We start from the raw sequence: 23,815 nt of genomic DNA on the forward strand, positions 1-23,815 counted from the left end.
GGAGACACCCACATGAAGCCCGTCCGCTTTCTGGTTGCCAGCATCCTGGCCTGCGGAGTCATGGCCTGTACGCCCTCGGGAGCAGGTCTCGAAGAAGGAGGGAGCCCGGCCCTGGCGCAGCGGGAGCTCGGTCTGGATGCCGGCGCGCCGCCCTGCCCCGTGAATGGGGGAACCTGCGTCCCCGTGTCGCCTCCCATCACCGAAGAGGCAGCCTGCCCGAGCAACCGATGGATTGCCGTCCTGGCCGAGGGCATCGACAGCTGTCCGCAGGGCGCTTCCGGCCAGGAAGGCCAGTGGGTCGGGGCACGGCTGTTCGAGGCCTCGCGGGGCACATGGTCCCTGCCCCCCGGGCTCGCGCCCTTCTGTTCGTACGACTGGGTGACGCAGGGGGGAGGCCTCCCCTCACAGCAGGCGGTGGCGCAGCTGAAGTCGGGCCTGGGCGCGCGGGCCGTCCGGCTCGACCGCGACTGTCAGGTGGTGGCCCCCCTGGGCTCGAGCGCCACCGCCAACGCCGCCTGGAAGGCGCTGCACACGGACTTCCATGCGCAGACGGGACAGGTCGCGGTCCTCCCCCCGGGCGGGGCGCTTCCGCCCGCGGAGGTGCGCGTCGCGATGGTGGACTCCGCGCCTCACGGCTACAGCGACGGCGAGGCGGTGGAGGACCGGCTCGGTCATGGTCATGCGATGGGCCGCGTGGTGCGTGAGCTGGGCTGTCCGGACGGAAGCCCGGTCTGCATTGCCCAGGTGGCCAACCACCTGGCGCTCCCCCAGGTGACGCCGAACGTGAGGGACCTGGCGCATGGGGGCTACTTCGGGGAGCAGACGCAGCTGGCGCGGTCCATCCACGCCGCGGTGACGGAGTGGCGCGGCCACAACGCGGGGCAGGTCCCCCCGGGGGAGACGGCGACGCCCCAGCCGCGCCTGGTCGTCAACCTCAGCCTCGCGTGGGACGGGCGCTACGGCGGAGCATACAGCGGCAACCTGGTGGAGCAGCTGCCGGCGGCGGTGCGCGCGGTCCATGCCGCCATCACCCATGCCGTCTGCCGCGGGGCCCTGGTCATCGCCGCGGCGGGGAATGACCCTGGCGGACCGGACGCCGTCCAAGGCGCCATGTTCCCCGCGTACTGGGAACAGAAGCCGGCACCCGCGCTCGCGCAGTGCGAGCTCCTCGAGGACCCGGGCTACTCGGGGGCGGGAGCGTACCCTCCCCTTCCGCCCGCCGGAGCGACTGTCTATCGGCCCCTGGTCTACGCGGTGGGCGGAGTGCGGGGGGACGACGCGCCGCTGGCGAGCACCCGCCCCGGGGGGCGTCCTCGACTGGCGGCACCCGGCGCGCACGCGCTGGCGACCGACGTCGACGCGTCCGGCAAGCTCGTGCCCACGGACATCCTCACGGGAACGTCCGTGTCCACGGCGGTGGTGTCCGGACTCGTCGCCACCGTCTGGGGCTACCGGCCCGAGCTGTCCGGGCCCGAGCTGATGGAAGGGGTCCGTCAGGCCTCGGTCGACCTGGGCACTCCCGCGGACTTCTGCCTGGGCGGGGCCCCCTGCCCCTGGGCCGCCACGGACGCGCGCCGCCGCATCCGCCGCGTCTCACTCTGCCAGGCACTGGCGAACGCCTGTGCGGGAGGGCTGGGGCGCTGTCCGCCTTCCTCGAAGCTCCCCGCGTGCACCTCGCGTCCGGCATATGGCTCGCCGCTGCCGTCGCTGAACACGGCCGCCTGGAGCTCCATCGAGTCGAAGCTCACCCGCACCATCGACGGCTCGACGCTGAACGTCGCGCTGCCGCCGCTGCCCGTGTGCCGTCAGAGCGCGCTGCGCTCCAGCCGCTGGAGCTACGAGGAGACAGTCTGTCCATTCCGCCAGTACTACGGCATCCCGCTCCGGCCCTGGACGAACCCGCAGCCGAGCAAGAATCCCTGCACCTGCTGCCTGATGGAGATAGACCCCGAGGAGTCCTTCGCCCCCACCGCGACGCTCTACATCAGCATCGACAGCGAGTATTCGCCACGCAGCCTGGATTCGCCCACCCTGCTGGTGAACGGCAGGTATGAGGTGGACCTCTCCGGCCTGCTGGAGCTCGAGGGGGAGACCCAACTCACCGCGGGTGACGAGGTCAAGGTGTTCGGCATTCCCATCGACCCGGCCTGGCTACCCATCGAAAGCGCGGTGCTCACACTGCGCGGCGAGGAACTGGGCGTCTCGTACTCCACGTCCAGCGAGTTGCTCCTGCAATAGCGCGGAGGGCGTGGTGGAGAACGCCCCCCGCGAGCGTGTTGCTACTCGAAGAGGGAGATCTGCCCCAGCGAGCGCAGCTCTCCCGTCGTATCCTTCGGGGTTGCCCGCACACGGACCTGCGACACCGGTGTCGTGCCCGTGAGGTCCACTTCCATGAAGGGCTGCACGCCGGCGCCGGCGAGCAGGTTGGCCAGGGACATCCACTGGGTGCCGTCGGCGCTCCCCTCCAGCACCAGCTCATTCATGGTGCCCGACACCCCGAAGTTGCGCAGCACGGCCTTGCGCGGCACCACGGACCGCGAGAGCTGCACGGCGACCTCCCGGACTCCCGTCTGGAAGAGCACGAGCCCGCCCAGGTCGCCGTTGGTGATGCGGCAGGGCGTCTCGGCGTTCAGGTAGGTGCACGCCGCGCCGCGGCTTGCCGGGACGAGGGCGCGGCGAGGCAGGGCCACATCATCGCTGGAGTAGGTGACGCCGACCGTCACGTCCCCCACCTTCACCTTGCGCTCGACGTTGACGGAGGCCTTGAGCCCCTCCGCGTCCTCGAGGACGTAGTCGCTCAGGCGGACCGGCGAGGAGGCCTTGAGCACCTGCCAGGCCTCCCTGACGCTCGACGGGCGGATGAACAGCACGTGCTCATCGTTCCCGGCACCGTGGGTGGCGGACAGGGGCCGGAAGCCCACGCTCACCCCCTGCGCCTCCGCGGTGGCCGTCGGCGTGCCGCTCCACTCCTGGAAGGCGGGCAGCGCCACCTCCGACTCCTGGATGAGGAAGTAGGCCGAGACGCTCCTTCCCTGGGACTGCGCGGGCGAGCGGGCGACGAAGCAGCGCGCGATGCTCCCGTTGCGGGTGTCCGCCCCCAGCAGGTCGAGCTCGAAGGTGCCATCGGCTCGGGTCTTCACCGACCTCCAGCTCGACGAGAAGGCCGCGAACGCGCACGAGGAGTTCTCGCTGCGGTAGAGCTTCAGCAGCGCGTCCGGGAGCGGCGCGCCAGCCTCGTCAACGAGTCGCCCACTCAGGACGATGTCCTGTTCCTCCTCCACCTTGCTCTGGGTACAGCCGCCCAGCATCGCCAGCCCACCCAGTGTCAACGTGCGCATCCATCGCATGGGAACCTCCTCCATCAGTGAGCCTCGCTGCCAGTGCAAGACTGGTGCAGAGCCCCGCTCCCTCTGAGGACGCGAGCCCGGGCCCGTCCGTTCGTGACAGGGTCGTCATGGCGCGTCCCCTACGCGGGTGCCACCGCCACTTCGCAGCCCCTCGAGCGTAGGAGAAGGTGGGGCCGCACCGTGGACGACCTGGCCGAGCAGGACGGTCTCCTCTTCGCGTCCTGGCAGCTGCACTTCGCGCCGTGTCTCGGACCGGAGCTCACCCTCGCCTCGACGACAGGCGGCGAATACAGACTCTCGTCCGACGCAGCGCTCGACTTCCCGGCCCGTAACGACGAGGCCCGACAGACCGCAGGCTCCGAACCCCCTCTTGTCCTGCGCTCCGGCGCCCACATGATTGTTGTGGGTATTGCCCAGACAACCGAAACAGCCCGGCCCGAGCGCCAGGGTGGGCCCAAGAGTCGAGCGAGCAGGTGGTCAAACACGCATTCGAGCGACCGCTCGAAGCGCAAGCGTCGGAGGCAGGCGAGGACGTAGCGATGCCAGCACAGACTCCGGCGATAGAGCGGCTGCGACTCATCTTGCTCGGAGATGTCATGCTGGGCCGCCTGGTGAACCAGGTACTCGAGAAAGTGCCACCGGAGTACCCGTGGGGCGATGTCCTGCCCGTGCTGTTGTCGGCCGACGCGCTCATCCTCAACCTCGAATGCGTCATCTCGGATCTGGGTGAACCGTGGCCGGAGAAGGTCTTCGTCTTCCGCTCGGACCCGAAGAACGTGGCCGTGCTCGAGCAGGCGCGGGTGACCGTGGCCTCGCTGGCCAACAACCATGCAATGGACATGGGGCGCGAGGCATTGCTGGAGTGTCTCGCTGCGCTCGAGGCCCACGGAATCCGGGCCGCGGGGGCGGGCCCGTCCCTCGAGGCGGCGCGGAGACCGGCCTTGTTCTCTTTGGGCCCGCTGACCGCCGCCATGGTGGCGTTCACCGACAATGAGCCTGGCTGGGAGGCGAAGGGGGCAACCCCCGGGACGTTCTACGCGCCGGTGGACCCGACTGACGGTCGGTTTCGGGTCCTGCTCGACATCATCCGCGAGGCTTCGCGGCGCGCCGACCTGACCATCGTCTCGGCACACTGGGGCCCGAACTGGGGCGAAGCGCCGCCCCGCGCGCATGTCGAAGCCGCGCACCTCCTCGTCGATGCGGGTGCCGACGTCGTGTTCGGCCACAGCGCGCACATCTTCCGAGGGGTGGGCCTCTACAGAGGCGGGCCCATCCTCTACAGCTGCGGGGACTTCGTGGACGACTACGCGGTCGACGAGGTCGAGCGGAACGACGAGTCCTTCGTGTTCGCGCTGGACTTCGAGGGCAAGCAGCTCCGCCGGCTCCTGCTCATCCCAACGGTCATCCGCAACTTCCAGGCCCAGCTCGCGCGCGGTCGTGAACAGCGAGACATCCTCAGAAAGATGCTCGAGCGCTCAGCCGCCCTGGGCACCCTGCTGCATGAGACCCGCGAGGGGCTCGAGCTCGCGCCGGTTCGCGAGGAGCGAGCGCCCGAACCATGAGGTCGGCGATGCACCCTGGGCGTTCCATCGCGCTCGCCCCCGTGGGAGAGGTGGATTCGAGGGTCATCGACCAGGTCCCCTGAAGCCCGGGCGCACTTGCGCACGGACAGGAGCCCATGCCCGAGCGCGTCCCACTCACCAGGCGAGGCACTCGCCGCGGAAGTCGAGGAAGCTGCCGCTCTCCTGCAGCGTGAGCCGGTCGAGCACCGCGAGCAGTCCCGCGGCCGACTCGGACACCTGCAAGGGCGCGCTCGCACCGCCCATGTCCGTCTGCACCCATCCGGGGCTGAGGGCCACCGCGATGAGCCCCTCGCCGCGCAGGTCCTGCGCGAGCGAGCGCGTGGCCATGTTCAGCGCCGCCTTGGACATGCGGTAGCCGTAGCCCCCGCCCGAGGCGTTGTCGGCGATGGAGCCGAGCCCCGAGCTGAGGCTCGCGATCTTCGCGCCCCGCGCCTCGCGCAGCCGCGGCAGCAGCGCGCGGGTGACCCGCAGCGCGCCGAGCGCGTTCACCTGCAGCATCTCCAGCGCGTCCTCGAGCGAGAGGTCCTCGAGGTCGTCGCGCCGGGTGCGCACGCCCGCGTTGTTGATGAGCAGGTCCACGGGACGGGTGATGCCGGCCGCGAAGGCGCGCGCCCTCTCCTCGCTCGCCACGTCCAGCGCGTGCACCTGCAGCCGGCCGTCGGAGGAAGCGGCGAGGGCGCAGAGCTCTTTGGACTGCGCCGGGTCGCGGGCGCCTGCGTCGATGGAATCCCCGCGCGCGAGGAACTGCCGGGTGAGCTCGAGGCCGATGCCGCGGTTGGCGCCTGTGATGACGAGGTGCATGGGAGCGGCACCATGCCGAAGCGAACTGAACATTGCCAGGGCGTGGGCGAGATCGGGTGGGAAGGACTCTACATCCCGCTTGGGGCTTCCATTTCCGGCTGGAGCGTCACCTCCTGCGGGGCCATGCGGAGCTCGGGGAGTCTCACGGTGAAGGTGGTGCCCTTATCGACCTCGCTCTGCACCTCGATGTGCCCTCCCTGCTGCTCCACCAGGTTGCGGCAGATGTAGAGCCCGAGCCCCAGTCCTCCAAAGCGCGTCGCCGCGGCGGTGCGGGCGCGGAAGAAACGCTCGAAGAGTTGGGGAAGTTGCTCGGCGGGAATGCCCACCCCCTCGTCCGAGATGGACACGCGAGCTTCGCCATGGCTGCACGTGAGCTTCACCCTCACCGCCCCGCCCTCGGGACTGTATTTGACGGCGTTGTCCAGGAGGTTGTTGAAGACCTGTGTCAGCCGAGCCACGTCTCCCTTCACGTGCACCTCATCCTGCGGAAGCTCCAGGGTGAAGTGGTGACGAGGAGAGAGGGAGCGGAAGTCCCTCATGGCTTCGGCAAGGAGCGAACCCAGGGAGACGGGGGCCTGCTGGAGCGCCAGGTTGTCGCGCTGGATTCGGGCAACATCCAACAGGTCGTCCACCAGGCCGGCGAGGTTGGCGACCTGGCGCCGGGCGCGCAGAAGATACTCCTTCGACACCTCCTGGTCCGATTGGAACCTCCGCTCCAACGCCTCCAAGGTCAGGGAGAGAGACGTCAGAGGCGTCTTCAGCTCGTGGGAAGCCACCGTGAGGAATTCTTCCCGGAGCCGTAGGGCATCCGCTGCCTGGTGGTAGAGCCTGTCCAGCTCCACCATCTGTTCGTCGCGGGTCCTGGCACTCGCGTTGAGCTGGTCCACCATGGAGTTGATGCCCTCGGCAAGGTGGCCGAGCGTGTCGGGCTGTTGCACCGGGATGTACCCCACATCCTGGGTGGTCGAGCGCTCGACAATCCCGTCCACGGCTTTCCGGATGGCGCTGATCTGTCCGGACACGGCCTTGGTGACGAGGAACGCGCTCACGGGGGCCCATACCAGAGCGGTGAAGGCGAAGAGGAACATCGTGCCGGGCGTTGGCGAGGGAGCGAGGAACGCACAGGTCATCCAGCTCGTCGGCGCCAGCGCGAGGCAGCAGGTGAAGACCATCAGCCTCTTCCGGAATGAGACGAGGTGAGGCAGGGTGAGCAGGTTGCGCTGACGGGCGCTGAGGGAGAGCTCCCGGGTGATGGGCGCGAGTTGCCAGATGAGGAGCGGCGTCGCCACGGCGATCTTGGCCGAAACCGTCGCCAGGACCATGAGTCCGGTGAGCAGCAGCTCGCTGTCCCCCAGCGTCACCCGCTCTGGCAGAAGCAGCGCCAGCCCGACTGGCAGGCTCGACAGCAGGACGGCCCAGGTGCCCGCCCACGCCACGGTGAACCATCTGGGGGTGCGGTAGGCGCGGGTCAGGGCCTGGAGGACGACCGGGTCCGTCTCCTCGCGAGTCCCCCGAGCACTCCACCAGCGATCCAGCGGCTGCAGCATCCATCGGAGCAGCAAGGCCAGAACGAGTTCCTTGCCAAGGAAGACCCCCAGGGCGACCACCACGAAGGCTTCAGAGGCTTGCCAGGCCGAGAGGGGGAGGAGCTTGGAGTAGCAGACAGGGCACAGGATGTCGAAAGGGACTCCAACGACAAGGCAGGCAATGAACGTGCGTGTCCAAAGCTTCTGCATCCGAGCCATGAAACAAGACTGAGGCTGGAAGTGAGCCTCGGGGAGGGAGGCCTGCCCCGCGTTCCAGAGCAGGAACCCCTGCCAGCCCGGATGCTCCGGAATGGCGCGCACGCACCATCCGGTGGCGATCCACAATGGTGCACCGCTCGACATCGGGCGGAACGTCCCCAGTAATTCCAGCCACTTGGACTTGGCACTCCACGTGCTCATGCCTCCCCGTGTCAGGGCGTCCGAGGAGGATGTCCCCCACTTAAGGAGGTTCATCATGGAAGTCCGATTCTACGGGGTTCGGGGGAGCATCGCGGTGTCGGGCTCGCGCATCGGCGGCAACACGGCGTGCGTGGAGGTGACGAGCCAGGGCCACCGGCTGATCCTGGACGCGGGCACGGGCATCCGGGCGCTGGGCGAAATCATGATGCGTGAGGGCGCCCCCCAGAAGGCCACCATGTTCTTCTCGCACCTGCACTGGGACCACGTGCAGGGCTTCCCCTTCTTCACGCCGGCGTACCTGCCCACATCTGAGTTCGTGATGTACGGCCCCGGCGCCAACGGCGCGCAGGCGCTGCTGTCGGAGCTGGCCGCGCAGATGCAGCCGCCGCACTTCCCGGTGCCGCTGTCCACGATGCGCTCGCACATGGACTTCCGCTCCGCGCTGCACGCGCAGCCCATTGAAGTCGGCCCGTTCAAGGTGACGCCCATCGACGTGCCGCACCCGCAGGGCTGCCTCTCGTACCGGGTGGAGGCGGACGGCCACTCGTTCATCTACGCCACGGACGTGGAGGTGCGGATGCAGGACCTGTCGCCCGAAGTCGCCCGCCTCTTCGAGGGCACGGACGTGCTGTGCCTGGACGCCCAGTACACGCCCGACGAGTACGAGGGCCGCAAGGGCATGTCCAAGAAGGGCTGGGGCCACTCGACGATGATGGACGCGGCGGGCGTGGCGAAGCTCGTCAATGCGCGCCGGCTGTGCCTGTTCCACCACGACCCGGCGCACGCGGACGACGTGCTGGAGGACATGGCCGAACAGGCCCGCTCGGTGTTCCCAGTCGTGGAGCCGGCGCGTGAGGGCCAGCGGCTCGTCCTCGGCCACGCTGCCTGAGAGGAGGCGGCCCGATGCCCTCCGGATGCTATGGTGAGGCCGCGGCCTTCGTCCTTCCGCCGCTGCCCCCCATGCCCCACCCGCCCGCGGACGTCACCCAGGTCCTCCTCCCCTTCGGGGGTCTCGTCGGGAGGGAGGTGGACCTCGACGCGTTCCTCCAGACGCTGATGGACCGCATCGCCTCCACGATGCAGGCGGACCGGGGCACGCTGTGGCTGTTGGACCCGGCGCGCCGCGAGCTGTTCAGCCGCGCGGCGCACCTGCCGGAGGTGTCGCAGATTCGCGTGAAGCTGGGCCAGGGCGTCGCCGGCACCGTGGCGGAAGTCGGCCAGGCCATCAACGTCCCGGACCCGCGCGGTGAGCGCCGCTTCTTCGCGGACATCGACCGGATGACGGGCTACCGCACCACCAGCCTGCTGGCGGTGCCCCTGCTCGACGCGGACAGTGCCGTCTACGGCGTGCTCCAGGTGCTGAACCGCCGGGGCGGCGACACCTTCACCGCGGACGACACGGAGCGGCTCACCGCGATTGCCTCGCAGGTGAGCACCGCGCTGCAGAGCACCAGCCTCTACCAGGAGCTGCAGCGCGCCAAGGACCAGCCCCAGGCCCCCGTCGGCTACTTCTTCAACCGCATCATCGGCGAGTCCCCGCAGCTGCAGACCATCTACCGCCTGGTGCGCAAGGCCGCGCCCACGGATGCGACGGTGCTGCTGCGCGGAGAGAGCGGCAGCGGCAAGGAGCTCTTCGCCCGCGCCGTGCACGTCAACGGGCCGCGGAGGGATCAGCCCTTCATCAAGGTGGACTGCGCCGCGCTGCCGGCGACGCTGATTGAAAACGAGCTGTTCGGCCACGAGCGAGGCGCCTTCACCGGCGCCGACCACCGCGTGCCCGGCAAGTTCGAGGCGGCCAACGGCGGCACGGTGTTCATCGACGAGATTGGCGAGCTGCCGCTGCCCGTGCAGGGCAAGCTCCTGCGCGTGCTGCAGGACCGCGAGTTCGAGCGCGTGGGCGGCACCCAGGCGGTGAAGGTGGACGTGCGCATCGTCGCCGCCACGCACAGGGACCTGGCGCGCATGGTGGCCGAGGGCCGCTTCCGCGAGGACCTCTACTACCGCATCAAGGTGGTGGAGGTGGTGCTCCCGCCCCTGCGCGAGCGCGGCGCGGAGGACATCGAGCGGCTCGCGCGCCACTTCGTCGCCGCCGTGGCGAAGCGCCACCGGCTGCAGGCTCCGCGGCTCAGCGCCGCCGCGCTGGAGCGCCTCAAGCGCTACCGCTGGCCCGGCAACGTGCGCGAGCTGGAGAACTGCATCGAGAGCGCGGTGGTGCTGTGCGAAGGGGAAATCCTCGAGGAACACCTGCCGCTGCCCAACCTGGACCGCGCACCGTCCGCGCCCTCCCCCGTCTCCACCGACAGCCGGGCCCCGAGCGAGAGTGCGCCCGCCAGCAGCGGTGAAGCGGGGCTCCTGCCGCTGGCGGAGGTGGAGCGGCGCCACATCCTGCGCGTGCTGGACACGGTGAAGGGCAACCGCACCGCGGCGGCGAAGGTGCTGGAGATTGGCCGCAACACGCTGGCGCGGAAGCTCAAGGAGTACGGCCTGGGCGACGAGGCCTGACGCAGCGCGCGCGGGTGTGGGGACACCTGTCCTCCGGGGCAGGGCATCCGGTGACTGCCGGGCGTTTCAGCTGGGTGGCTTGTTCCGCGAGCGCGGTCGTCGTACGACCAGAGGGCTCCGAACTCCATGGCCGAAGGCCATACCCCAGGGGGACTCGAATGAAGGTGGTCAACAAGCTGCTGGCGAAGCTCCCGGACGAGATTGCCCGGCAGGTTCCCGACGTGAAGCTCCTGGACCAGGACATCAAGGTGTCCCTCGCCCAGGGCACCTTCACGCAGGAGAACCTCCTCCCGCCCAAGCTGAACCTCACCGACTTCACCCTGTCGTTCGAGGCTGGCGGCGAGGCGTCCATCCGCAACTTCAACTCGCCCGGCGACGTGGATGAGAACCGCGTGGTGGGCGAGTCCTCCGAGGAGGAGCCGGCCCCCGGCGCGCCCCGGCCGCAGCTGCTGCTCGGCGGAGACATGGGGTGGATGCGCTACCAGGTCACCGCCCGCGTGAAGTCCGCGGCGGGCGTGAATCTGTCCTTCCTGTCGTCCGGCGCGCAGGGAGAGCTGTCCGTCACGCTCAGCGACTACCGCGCCCACCCGCTCGCGCAGAACATGCGCGAGGCGGCGAAGCTGGACCTGGCCGAGCTGCGCCTGATGCAGGCCACGGACATCGCGAAGCTCAGCACCGGGGACGCGCTGTCGTGGCAGGCCCGCGGCAACCTCCAGGCGCGCCTGGAGCTGAACTGGGCGGACCTCTTCACCGCCAACCTGAGCCGCCTGGCCTTCGTGCGCGGCAGCGAGTTGCTGGCGCTGAAGACGGACATGAAGGCGGGCGTGTCCGCGAAGGTCGGGCTCACGGACGACTACCAGCTCACCTTCTCGCGGCCGCGCGCCGGGCGCATCCAGATTGCCGTGCGCAAGGCGAAGTCGCACGAGGCGACGCTCGGCGCGGGGCTCGGCGTCACCGTGGAGTTCGTCGACCCGGGCGCGGTGAAGACGCAACTGGGCCGGGTGCTCGATGCGCTCCTCGGTCCGGCGCTGCGGGAGCTGTCCGGCAAGCTGGGGACGCCCACGGAGGCCACCGCGCTGCAGGTGATGGACGCGCTGGTGGACAAGGCGAGCAAGCTGAAGCTGGACGACGTGCAGAAGAAGGTGCTGCGCCTGGCGCTGGAGCGCATTGGCCTGGACCCGAACCTGGCGGACCTGGCCAACGTCAAGGTGGCGTGGGACGACTTCAAGAAGAAGGTGGAGGTCAAGCTGGACGAGGTGGCGAAGACGCAGATTGCCGCCGGCTTCCAGTACGAATACCTGCGCCTGTCCGAGGCCTCCACGCTGCTGGAGGTGGTGGTGGATGACGCCACGGCGATGCGCTTCCACGGCTCGCTCATCAAGGGCAACCTGGTGGACCTGCTGAAGTGGATGAAGGAGCTGCCGGAGAACCAGAAGTCCTTCGAGCTGCGCAACTACCTGCACACGACGTCGCTCACGCGGCAGCAGGCGTATGGCTTCTCGCTGGGGCTCGGCGCGTTCGAGGTGCTCAAGGCGGGCGGCTCTCGGAAGGAGAGCTGGGTGACGCAGGAGAACGGCCAGGGCGCGCGGCGGCAGGCGTTCCTCGGACGGCGTGGGTACGAAGACAAGCTGCTCGGCAACCGCGGGCAGTGGGTGGTGGATTTGAAGGCGGACATGGAGCAGTTCTCCCCTGCTCCGGTGGCCTCGGACTTCCGCTACGGCCTGCACCTGATGCTGTGGGGCCGGCAGAAGAAGATGAGCCGGAAGGAGCTCCAGGCGGCGGTGGATGACGCCGTGGTGTGGGGCGTGCTGGACGCGGCGGACGCGGCCGCCGTCATGGGCACGCTCCAGGGCGACACGGGCAAGGAGCCCATCGAGACGCGGCTCGAGCTGAAGATGGCGGACGACACGTTCCGGGCGCTGGTGCCTCAGGTGCAGGCGTTCGACGTGGCGCTGTTCTCACGGGCGCTGGCCCGGGCCATGCCGTGGAGCGAGCAGACGCCGCGCGCCTCGGCGGAGTTCCGGCGCTCGGTGTACGCGCCCATCTGGGAGGCGTACCTGCGCGAGGTGCAGGAGAAGGGCAGCATGATGACGGGCGACCTGGCGCCCTCGCGCGCGGCGCAGATCGCCGAGGCCTTCCTGAAGCGAGACCCGATTGGGAAGGACCTGCTGCTCATCGAGAGCACGTGGCGACCGGACGGCGGCAACTTCACCTTCGCCGAGGTGACGGACCGCAACCGGGGCACGCTGGCCAAGTGCCAGGCCTTCGTGGCCGGCATGGTGCGCCTGAACCGGGCCATCAACGAGCGCAAGGCCCCGGATGAAGTGCGCACCGTGTTCGGCGAGATGGAGGGCATGTGGAACACGGGCTTCCACATGCGTGCCGCGGGCTCACTGCTGTCGGAGTTGGCGAAGTCCACGCCGCTGGGACTGGCCAGCGTGGAGCGGACCTTCACGGTGACGATGGCGGACCGTGGGGAGCAGCTGGTGTTCTCCACGGCGAAGGGGACCGGAAACAGCGCCTGAGCCGCGGGAAGTCGGCATCCGGGTCCCTTCCCTCCAGCCGCGTGACAAGAGACCCACGCGGGGGCTGGAGCAGAGCGCAAACGCATCTGCTCCGCCCTGGCCCATGTCGTGCTTGTGGTCCGGCCCACAATGCCCGGACCGCATGACACCTTCGTTCGCCACACGTTCGACCATCCTGAGAACGCCGCTGCGGAGTTGCGCGCCGTGCTGCCCGAGCACGTCGTCTCACAAGTGGACTGGCCGTCTCTGCGCGTGGAGTCCAGCAGCGTCGTGGACTCGGACCTCCGGGAGACCGAGAGCGACCTGCTCTTCTCCGCGCGCCTTCGCGGCGGCCACCCGCTGCTGCTGTACGTCCTGCTGGAGCACCAGTCCTCGGTGGACCGGTGGATGGCGCTGCGGATGCTGCGCTATGTGGTGCGCCTGCTGGAACGCTGGCGCCAGCATCACCTCGACAGCACCACGCTGCCGCTCATCATCCCGCTCGTCATGTACCACGGGCCCAACGGAGCCTGGACGGCGCCGCGCCGGGTGGAGGACTTGTTCGAGTTTCCTGGGGCGGCGCACGAACAATGGCGGGCACTGGTGCCGCGCTTCGAATACCTGCTCGATGACCTGACGGCCAGGCGTGAGGAGGCGCTGAAGGCACGTCCGGGACCGCCCATGGCGCGGCTGGCGTGGCTGGTGCTGCGCTACGGGCGCAGCGAGGAACTCGCGCGAAGATTGCCAGAGTGGGTGGCGCTCTTTGCGCAAGTGCAGGCAGGTCCCGAAGGCGACAGTCACCTGGCGGTGTTCATTCAGTACCTGCTGCTGACGGGAGATCAGGCGGTGCATGCAGCGGCCGGGCAGGTGTTAAACTGGGTGGTGGGTAGGCAGCGCACGGAGGAGTTGATGCGGAGCTACGGCGAGGAGCTCATGGAAAAGGGACGCCAGGAGGGCCTGGCGCAGGGAGTGACCCGAGGGCGTGCCGAGTACATCCTGCGGATCCTCACTGCTCGGGGCGTGCACCTGGACAAGCAGGCCCGGCAGCGCATCCTCACCTGCACCGACGTCGCCACGCTGGACCGCTGGTTCGACAAGTCTCTGAACGCCACCACGCTCGCCGACGTGCTCGACGAGATGGCGCAGTAGCTCTCGCGCGCTCACATCGTCCGCGACAGCACGAACGCGGCGGCCATGGACAGTGCTCCTGCCGCCGCGAAGTGCGTCCAGGCACGGCGCGCGAGCATTCCTCCCGTGACGGGCGCCTCGGGACCGAGCACCAACAGCGCCGGCCCTCCGTCGCGTCCGCAGACCACGTAGGAGCCTTCCTCCGAGCCGCGTCGCAGCTCGCCCACCACGAGGCACATCTCGCCGGCCGCGCCCACGCGCTCCCAGGAGAGAGCCTCCGGCTCCGTGGCCGTGACCTGGCCCCCGGGCACATCCTCGTACCAGGACGCGGGCACGGTGCCCGGCACTGCCTGGCAGCGGCGCACCTCCACCGGGGCCATCAGCGTGGACGGCGAGAAGCGCACCGACGCCCTCACCCGCTCGCCTCGCAGCACCAGCACCGGCGCATAGGCGCGCTCTCGTGACAGCAGCGGGCCCTTGCGCCCGTCCTCCGCCACCTCGCGCACCTCCGCCTCGTAGAAGGCACAGGGCACACCACCCGGTGACGTCAGCGCATCGGCGGCGTCCAGGCTTCCACGGTACACACCCCACCCCGGCGCGCTTCCGGCTCGCAGTGAAGCGATGGCCTCATCCAGCGACTTCGGCACCGAGGCCCGCAGCAACTCCGCCCGCAAGCGCGCCCGCGAGCCCCGCACCGCCAGCCCCGCGGCCACGACGAGCAGCGCCGAGCCCGCGGCCTTCGTCGCGATCTCGAAGGACAGCACCTGCACGGTTCCACCATGGAACCGCGACGCGACGCAGAAGGCACCCACCACCAGCAGGCCGAACCAGACGAGCGGCAGGCGCCACGGCCTCGCCGCCGCGTCCTTGCGTCCGAAAGCGAACGCCGCCACCACCAGCGCCGTCAGGCACGTCGCGTACAGCGGTGCCAGCAGGATGCGCCACAGGTCCATCCCGTTCCCCGCCAGGCCAGGCGCGGCCTCCCCATGGCAGGCCACGACCGGGACAAGGTGCGGACGCCCGCCCTCGCATGCAAGGTCGCTTCCGAGGGCGCACGGGTGTCCACCCGCCGACATGACATGCCCGTGGGGCGCGGGCACCGACGCCTGCTCGACTCCGCCCCCGACGTCCGACCGCTGGTGCCCGGACGCGCGTCGGCACTACATGAACCCCGAGTCGTCGAACGCAGCCCGCGCGAGCCCCGCTGTCCTCCCCGACATGACGGCGTCCTGGCGCGCCCTTCCCTGGCGTCGGACGCTTCACCCACCACCAGCGCGGCGCTGCACGCGGAGGGGGAGTCCCCATGCATGGAAGGCGTTGCTGGATGTGGATGGTCGTCATCCTCGGGCTCGCGTCGCCTGCGGCGGCCCAGGAACTGGATGCCCCGCGCGCGGAAGGACCGAGAGGGTTGCAGCTCGCGCTGAGCGTCGGCGCCGGAGGGGGCGTGGGCTACGTCTACAAGAATGACGTGTCCTCGACGACCGGGGAGCCGGAGGACCTGAAGATCACCGACGCCTCCAGCATCACGCTCCCCGTCCTCCTCGAGGTCGGCTACCGCGCGAGCCCGCATTGCTACCTCGGCCTCTGGGGCTCGTACGAGAAGGTGTTCCCGAAGGAGAACGAGCGCTCCTGCCCCGACGGCTTCGACTGCAACTTCCGGCAATGGCGCTTCGGCCCCGAGGTCCGCTACCACTTCTCGCCCGGGGCCGGCTTCGACCCGTGGGTGGGGCTCGGCGTAGGCCTGGAGATCGCCGTCAGTGAAGGGGAGGGAGAGAGGGACGTCCCGGTACCCGGCGTGGGACCCGTGCCGGCCCGCATTGAGAAGTCCGTCACAGACCGGGGGCCCACCTTCGCCCGGTTGGCGCTGGGTGGAGACGTACGACTCGGCCGTTCCCTGTTCCTGGGCCCCATCGTCACCGCGTCCATCGGCAGCTACACGGTGCACACCGGTGAGCGAACCGTCACCCTGCCCGGCCTGCCCCCCCAGACGACGGCGCTGACGCCCGTGGACGACGGCTTCCATGCGCTGTTCACCATCGCCCTGCGCGTTGCCTGGCTCCCGCTCTGATGGCCTGTCCGCGAGGCGTGGAAACCGACACCTGCCCGCTGGCACAGAGGATGTCCACCCGCCGACATGACATGCCCGCGGGGCGCGGGCACCGCCGCCTGCTCGACTCCGCCCCCGACGTCCGGCCGCTGGTGCCCGGACGCGCGCCGGCACTACATGAACCCCGAGTCGTCCTACGCAGCCCGCGCGAGCCCTGCTGTCCTCCCCGACATGACGGCGTCCTGGCGCGCCCTTCCCTGGCGCCGAACGCTTCACCCACCACCAGCGCGGCGCTGCTCACGAAGGGGAGTCCCATGCCTGGAAGGCGTTGCTGGAGTTGGATGGTCGTCGTCACCCTCGGGCTCGCGTCGCAAGCGGCGGCACAGGAACCGGGCGCCCCTCGCGAGGAAGGACCGACAGGATTGCAGGTCGCGCTGAGCGTCGGCGCCGGGGCGGGCGTGGGCTACGTCTACAAGAATGGCGTGTCCCCGACGACCGGTGAGCCACAGGACCTGAAGGTCACCGACGCGTCCAGCATCACGCTCCCCGTCCTCCTCGAGGTCGGCTACCGCGCGAGCCCGCACTGGTACCTCGGCCTCTGGGGCTCGTACGAGAAGGTGTTCGAGAAGCACAGCGACCTCTCCTGTCCCGAGGGCTTCGACTGCAACTTCCGACAGTGGCGCTTCGGCCCCGAGGTCCGCTACCACTTCTCGCCCGGGGCCGGCTTCGACCCGTGGGTGGGGCTCGGCGTGGGCCTGGAGGTCGCCGAAAGCACCCTGGAAGGCGAGACGGACGTCCCCGTGCCCGACGTGGGCCCGGTGCCCGCCCGCGTCGAGTTCTCCGTCACCGACCGGGGGCCCACGTACGCCCGGCTGGCCCTCGGCGGTGACGTGAAGCTCACGCGCTCCCTGTCCTTCGGCCCCATCATCACCGCGTCCATCGGCAGCTACACCATACGGACGGGCGATCAGACCGTCACCTTCCCCGGCCTGCCCCCCCAGGAGATCCCGCTCCCCCTGGTGGATGACGGCTTCCATGCGCTGTTCACCGTCGCCCTGCGCGTCGCCTGGCTCCGGCCCTGACCGACGGGCGCGTCACCTTGAAGGCGCAGGCAGGTTGGAGAGCACCGAGCGCGGCAGGCCCCAGGGCTCGTCGCCATGCGTGCCATCGTCCGCGACGAAGACGATGCGACCTCCGCTCTGGATGAAGGCGCGCGGGTTGGAGCCCTCCGGCCCGGGGCGGAGCTCCTGCAGCAACACCGTGCCCTCCTCCGTGCCGTCGCTCCTCCAGAGCTCCACGCCCGTCGTCCCATCATCCGCGCCGAACAGGAGCCGCTCCCCCGTGGCGAACAGCTCCGGGATGAAGGGGAAGCCGCTCGCCGGCCCCGGGTTCATGTCCCGCACCAGCTCCGTGCCCCGCGCGGTCCCGTCGCTCCGCCACAGCTCGGCGCCGTTCTCGCCGTCGTCGGCGGCGAAGAACACCGTGCGGCCGAAGGTGGCGAGGTTGCTCCCGAAGAAGCCATGCCCCGCTCCCGGCAGGATGTCGCGCACGAGTCGCGTGCCACCTGCCGTTCCATCCGTCACCCACAGCTCCCGGCCGTGCGCGTCGTCCTCCGCGGAGAAGAAGACCCGGCTGCCCGCGACGACGAAGCCCGAGGGAGATGAGCCGAAGCTGCCTTCTCGGATGTCCATCAGGAGCTGGGTCCCACTTGTCGTCCCGTCCGTCACCCACAGCTCGGGGCCGTGGGCTCCATCATCCGCCTGGAAGACGATGCGCCCCCGCACGAGGGTGAAGCCGAAGGCAGTCGAGCTCTCCATGCCCGGGTTCACGTCCTTGAGGAGCCGGGTGCCCCGGGGCGTCCCATCCGTCACCCATGGCTCGCCCCCATGGGTGGCGTCGCCCGCGTTGAACCAGGCCCGCCCCCCGATGCGCACGGGCATGAAGGGAGCGCCCGAGCCCGGGGAGCCAGGGTTGATGTCCGCGAGCAGCTCGGTGTCCTCCGCCGTCCCGTCGCTCGTCCACGGCTCAAAGCCATGAACTCCGTCATCCGCGCGGAACAGGAGCCTGCCGCTCCCCAGGTTGAGGAGGAACGACGGGTTGGATTTCGGGGGACCGGGGTTGATGTCCTTGACGAGGTGGGTGCCCTCCGTCGTCCCGTCGCTCGTCCACAGCTCGACGCCAGCGACACCGTCGGTGACGGGAAAGTAGAAGTCGCCGCCCACCACCGCCGAGCTGAATTCGGCGTCCTCGGTGGAGAACCCGCTCTCTGAACCTGGATTGACGTCCTTCAGCAGCTGCGTCCCCGCGGGCGTCCCGTCACTCACCCAGGGCTCGTAGCCGAGCGAGTCGTTGAAGGCCATGAAGAGGAACGTGCCCCCCGTCTCCGCGAAGAGCGTCGGGCCCGAGCCCTCCAGCCCGGGGCGGATGTCCCGCAGCAGGAAGGCCGGCGGCGCATCGGGCCTGGGACAGGTCCTGCTCCCCGCCCCTGCTTCGACGCCAGGTCCGCCCTCCGCCGACGACGCGGCGACGGGAACGAGTGCCACCACGAGCCACAGCGACCAGGGCCATTTCATGTCTTCCCCTCCTCACGCGGCGGGTGCCGCGATGGATGGGGAATCTGGGAGCCCGTTTGTGACAGCCCATCCTCCCCGGGGTGGCCCCGGGGAAGGGACGCAGGACACTGCCCCCTGTCCGGAGGGAGCCCTACTCCGCGCCGCCGGCGCCCTGGGCGACCTTGCGCTTCGGCCGCGACTCCAGCACGCCCTTCACCTTCAAGTCGTCGAACGAGCACTCCAGGTTGCGGCACCCGAGCGCCACCTTGCCCACGCGGTCCTCCAGCCCGGGCAGGAGCTTGCGCGCGAAGCGCTCGTTGTTCAGGAACGCCTCCACCAGGACGCCGCCGTTCTTCATGCGCTGCATCTGCAGGCGGACCAGGTAGGGGCCGTGCGCGGGCAGCGGCATCTCGTCCTCGACGAGGTTGTCCGTGTCCAGCGCGCTGTTGCCCACCACCTCCTGGCCGCCGTCCGTGAAGTAGCGCCACGCCAGCCGCATGCCCGCCCCGGGGATGGCGAAGGCCGACACCTGCAGGTCCTTGATGCGGAACGCCAGCTCGCCGTAGTGCTGCGCTTCCGGCTCCTCGGGGTACTGCTTCCCGAGGGGCTTCACGTTCATCAACACCTCGGCCCGGAAGTCGTTGCTGGAGAAGTAGCGGTGCGCCACGTACGCGCGAGGCACCAGCCGCTGCCCATCCGACTCCTTCCCGCCCTGGATGGCCTGGAGCTGCCCTTCCACCAGCCGCCACTGGCCGCTGTGGACGTTGATCTCCTCTTCACCCTTGTCGAAGCCCACCTCGAAGCGTGACGGCCCGCCGGGCTTCGCCGCGTCCACCATGTTCACCGAGGCGAAGACCTCACCGTAGGTATTCGGAGGCCAGTGCTTCTCACCGGGCGCCACCTGCACGCCGTTGGTGCCGATGACGACCCGGTCGTCCTTGCCGAAGTGCAGGCTCACCGGCCCCAAGAACGAACGCACCGCGAAGCCCAGCAGCGCCAGCCCGCCCACCACCGACAGGCCCGCCCGCACCCGCCTCCAGCCCGACTTCACCCGGCGCGACAGCTGGCTCCGGGTCCGCGCACCCGCCGGAACCACGCGCCCTTCCACCTCGGACACCGGCATCCCCGGCGCGGACGAGTTGGAGGTCATCGCCTCCAGCGCCGCGCACAGCTCGCCCGCCTTCGCGTAGCGAGCCTCCGGGTCCGTCTCCAGCAGCCGCTCCACCACCGCGTCGACGCGCGGGTCCAACCCCGGCACCTTCGCGGAGGGCAGCTTGAAGCGCCCCAACGGCAGCTCGCCGGTGAGCACCTCGTAGAGCATGACGCCGAGGGAGAAGAGGTCCGCGCGCCCGTCCACGTTCTTCGCGTCGCGCCGCTGCTCCGGGGCCATGTAGTTCAGCGTGCCCATGGCCACCGCCGTCGCGGTGAGCTGCAGGCGCGTGTCGGGCCCCTGGATGCCGGCGAGCCCGAAGTCCGCCACCTTCACGTGGCCGCGCCCGTCCAGGAGGATGTTCTCCGGCTTCAGGTCGCGGTGGATGATGCCCTTGTCGTGCGCGCACTCAATCGCGCGCGCCACCGACAGGATGACCTTCAGCGCCCGCTCCGGCGTGACGCCAGTCGCCATCGCCTCGCGCAGCGAGCGGCCCTCCACGTACTCCATGACGAAGAAGTAGTTCTCGCCCGCCACGCCCCGGTCGATGATCTGGATGATGTGCGGGTGGTTGAGGGCGGCCAGCGCCGTGGCCTCCTTCTCGAACCGGGTGACGAACTCCGGGTCCTTCGCCAGCCGCGACGGCAGGAGCTTCACTGCCACCGTACGCCCCAGCGACTGCTGCCGCGCGAGCCACACCTCGCCCATGCCGCCCCGGCCCAGCACCTCCATCAGCTCGAAGCCCGGCAGCTCCACCTTCTTGCCCGTCAGGAACGTGCTCACCTCGTGCACGTTCACGTCCGAGTGCTCGGAGCCAGTCCCCGTCTTCACCGATGAACGCACCACCGTTGCCGCCACCGGCACATCCCCGCCCGCGACGTCGGAGGGCAGCGCCACCCCACTCGCCACGTCCGCGGGCGCGGCCACGCCCGGAAGCGGCAGCGCGCTCGGAGGCAGCGGCGTCTGGCCTGGAGCCTCCGCCCTCGCGACTCCGGACTCCGGCACGTCCGAGGCAGGCGTCTCCTGCCGCGAGACCTCCATCGAGGCCGGCGCGGCGTCACCCGAGGCAGGCGTCACCTGCCGCGATGCCACCACCGAGGCCGACGCGGCGATACCCGACGCGGGCGTCAGCTGCCGCGAAGCAATCACCGACGCCGGCGCGGCGACACCCAGCGGCTCTCCACCCGGAACGAAGGTGATGTTCTCCGCGGGGCGCGAGGCCCCGTTCGCCGCCATGCTCGAGGCCTGGACACCCGAGCCCGGCACCACCGTCACGGCGGGGCCGACGCGCGACTGCCGCTCGAAGACGCCGCTGCCGCCCGGCACCACCGTGTTGCGCAGGGCCCCAGCTGCTCCAGCGGAGTCACCGCGACGCACCTCGAACCGGATGCCGCAGCGGCAGGTCACCTTCTGCCCGCTGACGTACACCCGGATGTCGTGCTGCGTCCCGCAGTTGGGACAGGCCTGCGTCGTCATCATGCGCGGCGCGGGGAAGCGGCCGTGGTGTATTCCACGCCGTGGACGCGGTACGTCGGGACGGCCTTTTCCTTCCCCTTCACCTGCATCGCAGGCAGGCCCTCCACGTCGAAGCCATTGCCCGCCTTGCGCACCGTGGACTCGGAGGCCAGCACCTCGCCGCTCTTGGCCATGCCGCACAGGCGCGACGCCGTATTCACCGTGTCGCCAATGGCGGTGAACTCGTGGCGCTCGGCGCTGCCCATGTAGCCGACAACCGCCTGGCCGGTGTTGACGCCGATGCCCACTTCAATCGCCTTCTTGCCCTCGGACACGCGCGCCCGGTTCAGCGCTTCCACCGCGTCCTGCATCTCCAGCGCCGCGCGCAGCGCCCGCGCCGCGTCGTCCGGGTGCGACAGCGGCGGGCCCCACACGGCCATGACGCAGTCGCCGATGAACTTGTCCAGGTTCCCCTCGTAGCGGAACACCACGTCCGCCATCGCGGTGAAGAAGCCGTTGAGCATGTTCACGACTTCCTGCGGCGACTCGTTCTCCGAAATCGTCGTGAAGCCGCGGATGTCCGCGAACAGGCAGCTCACCTCGGCCAGCCGGCTCTGCGCCAGGTCCTCGGCCTCGCCGGCAATCACCGCGTCCGCCACCGCCTTGGACAGGAAGCGGCTCAGCTCCGCGCGCGTCACCGCCTCGTTGCGGATCTGCTCGGCCAGCACCGAGTTCTCCAGGGCGATGCCCGCCTGCGCGGCGATGCCGGAGAGGATGGCGAGGTCCTTCTCCGAGAAGGCGTTGATCTGCTGCCGGCTGTCCAGGAAGAGCACCGCCTGAATCTTGTCGTTCACCATCAGCGGCACCGCCATGGCGGAGCGGATGCCCTGCGCGACGATGCTCTCCGCCGCGGAGAAGCGCTCGTCGATGATGGCGTCCGCCGTCAGCACCGCCTTGCGCGTCTCCACCACGCGCTTGAGCACGGTGTCGGACAGCATGACGTTGACGGCCTTGCCCGTGCGGTGGTGCACCGCCGCGGGGATGAACTGGCCGTCGTCCGCGACCTTCAGGATGACGCCGTGGTCCGCGGCCAGCAGCTTGAAGGCCACCTTGAGGATCTGCTCGAACAGGCCCGTCTGGTTGCCCTGGAGGCTCACCTCGCGGTGGAACTCGTGGGCGATGCGCAGCTTCTCGTAGTCGCGCTTCAGCGCCTCCACGTCCGTCACCATCTCTACCGGACGGAAGTTCTGCGGCACCTGGTCCATCTGCGCCAGGAAGGCCGGCATGGACACCGACTGCGCCACCACCGTCACTCCGGGCGCGGTGGGCGCGCTGTGATTCACCGCCGGCTCGCCGCTGTGGAAGATGAGCCGCGAGGAGCCCAGGGCCACCTCGTCCCCGTCCCGCAGCTTCAATTCCTTCACCCGCCGGCCGTTGACGAACGTGCCGTTGGACGAGCCCAGGTCCTTGAGGACGAAGTCCCGGCCCACACGCTCGATGATGGCGTGTTCCTTGGAGACCTCGCGGTCCACCAGCCGGAGCGTGTTGGACGGATGCCGGCCAAGGGACGTCAACGGTCCCAGGGGAAACTCCCCGAGGCTGCCGTCCGCGAAGCGTCCCGTCAGGCGGGGGCCGCGGATCTGCCCGGGTTTCGGAGCGAATGGGGCGGGGGCCTGGGTCACGCGCGAATCCTCACCAGAGCGGACAGTACCAGAGCCGCCCGAATCCGGGGAACGCTCGACGCCGTCCCCTCGTTCCACCGGACAGCCGGAGGACTGCACGGCCGGTCAGCATCCGGCCCCCGTAGCGGCCTCTCAGCGCCCACGGCCCACCCGCTCCCGGTCCGGGGCCCCCGTCCGGACGGCCAGTCCGAAGGCCGGGTAGAACGTGACGCCACCCAGTTGCCGCTCCGCGCCGAAGAGGTTGGGCTTGCAGCTCACGTAGCCGCCCGTCAGCTCGGCGAAGAGGTAGACGTACCGGTAGCCCAGGGCCATCCCCACCGTGCTGCCCACGAAGTGGCTGCCCACCGTGGCCGGAAGCGACGCGTCGAAGCCGGACACCGGCTTGCCCTGCTGGGAGTAGTCCACCAGCCGGGCGTCCAGCCGGGTGTGGCTGTAGACGTACTTGGGCGCACCATAGAGCTTGAAGATGTCCCCGAAGTCCGCGCTGACGTACAGGGGGACTTCCACGTCGTAGCGGCTGAAGTCGCCCATCTGCACCACCTCCAGCACGTCCAACACCGGACTGGAGAAGAAATGGCGCGCCGCGCCCAGCCCCAGGGCCACGTCGTAGGAGCGCTGCCCCGGCTCCATCCGCCCCCCTTCCGAGTCCCCGCCGTGGAACAGCAGCACCTTGGCGTCCGCCCGGAGGGAGATGCCGCTGTAGCGCAGCCCCACGTCCACCCGGTCCACCACGCCCACCCGCACCATCAGCTCCGGGTTGGCGCCCGGCGGGGCCACCATCAGCGACACCCCCGCCGTGAGGAGCTTCTGCTGGGCCTCCTCGCTCAGCGTGTACGGCCGGCCCTCGTCCACCGCGTCCCGGGCCTCCCGGCCCTGCTCCTTGCCGGTGTCCACCACCCGGATGATGTTGCCCACGGGGAGGAAGACGCCCATGCCCCCCGAAATCTGCACCTGCCCGGGCGCCAGGGTCCGGGCGGTCTGCATGGTGGACAGCGTGGTGGCACAGCCAGGGGCCAGGGCGAGCGCCAGGGCGAGCAGCGGGACGGGAAGAAGCCTCATGGCCTCCGACGTTACCCCTTCCTGGCGCTCGCGCTTCAATAAGCGGGCCTACGCTGCTA

Annotated in this window: 16 protein-coding genes; 8 read left to right on the forward strand and 8 right to left on the reverse strand. The window is 69.9% G+C overall.

The window, feature by feature from the left end:
• The first annotated feature begins 12 nt into the window (after positions 1 to 12).
• Positions 13 to 2,238, forward strand: coding sequence for a S8/S53 family peptidase (locus G4D86_RS00675; protein WP_163988267.1), 2,226 nt, complete (start codon positions 13 to 15; stop codon positions 2,236 to 2,238).
• A gap of 41 nt (positions 2,239 to 2,279) precedes the next feature.
• Here G4D86_RS00675 and G4D86_RS00680 read toward each other — a convergent pair whose 3' ends face one another.
• Entirely contained in the window at positions 2,280 to 3,338 is a 1,059-nt protein-coding gene (locus tag G4D86_RS00680) for a hypothetical protein (protein ID WP_163988269.1), read from the reverse strand.
• 548 nt (positions 3,339 to 3,886) lie between these two features.
• Between G4D86_RS00680 and G4D86_RS00685 the strand changes: the two genes are divergently transcribed.
• Complete coding sequence (locus G4D86_RS00685) at positions 3,887 to 4,909, forward strand: CapA family protein (protein ID WP_275899093.1); 1,023 nt, start codon at positions 3,887 to 3,889, stop codon at positions 4,907 to 4,909.
• Between the two features lie 135 nt (positions 4,910 to 5,044).
• On the opposite strand, the gene G4D86_RS00690 is transcribed toward G4D86_RS00685, so the two are convergent.
• Both G4D86_RS00690 and G4D86_RS00695 read right to left on the reverse strand, forming a co-directional pair.
• Positions 5,045 to 5,731: an SDR family oxidoreductase gene (locus G4D86_RS00690; protein WP_163988271.1), complete on the reverse strand. Its 687-nt coding sequence runs from the start codon at positions 5,729 to 5,731 to the stop codon at positions 5,045 to 5,047.
• A gap of 68 nt (positions 5,732 to 5,799) precedes the next feature.
• Complete coding sequence (locus G4D86_RS00695; RefSeq protein WP_163988273.1) at positions 5,800 to 7,293, reverse strand: sensor histidine kinase; 1,494 nt, start codon at positions 7,291 to 7,293, stop codon at positions 5,800 to 5,802.
• A 439-nt stretch (positions 7,294 to 7,732) separates the two neighbouring features.
• Between G4D86_RS00695 and G4D86_RS00700 the strand changes: the two genes are divergently transcribed.
• From G4D86_RS00700 to G4D86_RS00715, 4 genes are all read left to right on the forward strand, one after another.
• On the forward strand, positions 7,733 to 8,566 hold the full coding sequence (locus tag G4D86_RS00700; protein WP_163988275.1) for an MBL fold metallo-hydrolase: 834 nt from the start codon (positions 7,733 to 7,735) through the stop codon (positions 8,564 to 8,566).
• Positions 8,567 to 8,580: 14 nt separating this feature from the next.
• Entirely contained in the window at positions 8,581 to 10,179 is a 1,599-nt protein-coding gene (locus tag G4D86_RS00705) for a sigma-54-dependent Fis family transcriptional regulator (protein ID WP_163988277.1), read from the forward strand.
• Between the two features lie 158 nt (positions 10,180 to 10,337).
• On the forward strand, positions 10,338 to 12,704 hold the full coding sequence (locus G4D86_RS00710) for a hypothetical protein (protein WP_205519417.1): 2,367 nt from the start codon (positions 10,338 to 10,340) through the stop codon (positions 12,702 to 12,704).
• 129 nt (positions 12,705 to 12,833) lie between these two features.
• On the forward strand, positions 12,834 to 13,832 hold the full coding sequence (locus tag G4D86_RS00715) for an Rpn family recombination-promoting nuclease/putative transposase (protein ID WP_163988279.1): 999 nt from the start codon (positions 12,834 to 12,836) through the stop codon (positions 13,830 to 13,832).
• Between the two features lie 11 nt (positions 13,833 to 13,843).
• Here G4D86_RS00715 and G4D86_RS00720 read toward each other — a convergent pair whose 3' ends face one another.
• The gene (locus G4D86_RS00720; protein ID WP_163988281.1) at positions 13,844 to 14,764 is read right to left on the reverse strand and encodes a hypothetical protein; all 921 of its coding nucleotides are present in this window, start codon (positions 14,762 to 14,764) and stop codon (positions 13,844 to 13,846) included.
• Positions 14,765 to 15,114: 350 nt separating this feature from the next.
• On the opposite strand from G4D86_RS00720, the gene G4D86_RS00725 reads away from it, so the two are divergent.
• Positions 15,115 to 15,879, forward strand: a complete 765-nt coding sequence (locus G4D86_RS00725; protein ID WP_163988283.1) for a hypothetical protein — start codon at positions 15,115 to 15,117, stop codon at positions 15,877 to 15,879.
• A 320-nt stretch (positions 15,880 to 16,199) separates the two neighbouring features.
• On the forward strand, positions 16,200 to 16,940 hold the full coding sequence (locus G4D86_RS00730) for a hypothetical protein (RefSeq protein WP_163988284.1): 741 nt from the start codon (positions 16,200 to 16,202) through the stop codon (positions 16,938 to 16,940).
• A gap of 12 nt (positions 16,941 to 16,952) precedes the next feature.
• On the opposite strand, the gene G4D86_RS00735 is transcribed toward G4D86_RS00730, so the two are convergent.
• From G4D86_RS00735 to G4D86_RS00750, 4 genes are all read right to left on the reverse strand, one after another.
• On the reverse strand, positions 16,953 to 18,431 hold the full coding sequence (locus G4D86_RS00735) for an ELWxxDGT repeat protein (RefSeq protein ID WP_163988286.1): 1,479 nt from the start codon (positions 18,429 to 18,431) through the stop codon (positions 16,953 to 16,955).
• A 130-nt stretch (positions 18,432 to 18,561) separates the two neighbouring features.
• Complete coding sequence (locus G4D86_RS00740) at positions 18,562 to 21,039, reverse strand: protein kinase domain-containing protein (protein ID WP_163988289.1); 2,478 nt, start codon at positions 21,037 to 21,039, stop codon at positions 18,562 to 18,564.
• Positions 21,036 to 22,697, reverse strand: a complete 1,662-nt coding sequence (locus tag G4D86_RS00745; RefSeq protein WP_163988291.1) for an adenylate/guanylate cyclase domain-containing protein — start codon at positions 22,695 to 22,697, stop codon at positions 21,036 to 21,038. The genes G4D86_RS00740 and G4D86_RS00745 overlap by 4 nt, the downstream gene beginning before the upstream one ends.
• Positions 22,698 to 22,829: 132 nt before the next feature.
• A complete protein-coding gene (locus tag G4D86_RS00750) occupies positions 22,830 to 23,756 on the reverse strand; it encodes a hypothetical protein (protein ID WP_163988293.1) in 927 nt (308 codons plus the stop codon).
• Positions 23,757 to 23,815: the final 59 nt, after the last annotated feature.

Origin of the sequence: Pyxidicoccus caerfyrddinensis (assembly GCF_010894405.1) — a bacterium.
In the GTDB taxonomy this organism is placed as follows: domain Bacteria; phylum Myxococcota; class Myxococcia; order Myxococcales; family Myxococcaceae; genus Myxococcus; species Myxococcus caerfyrddinensis.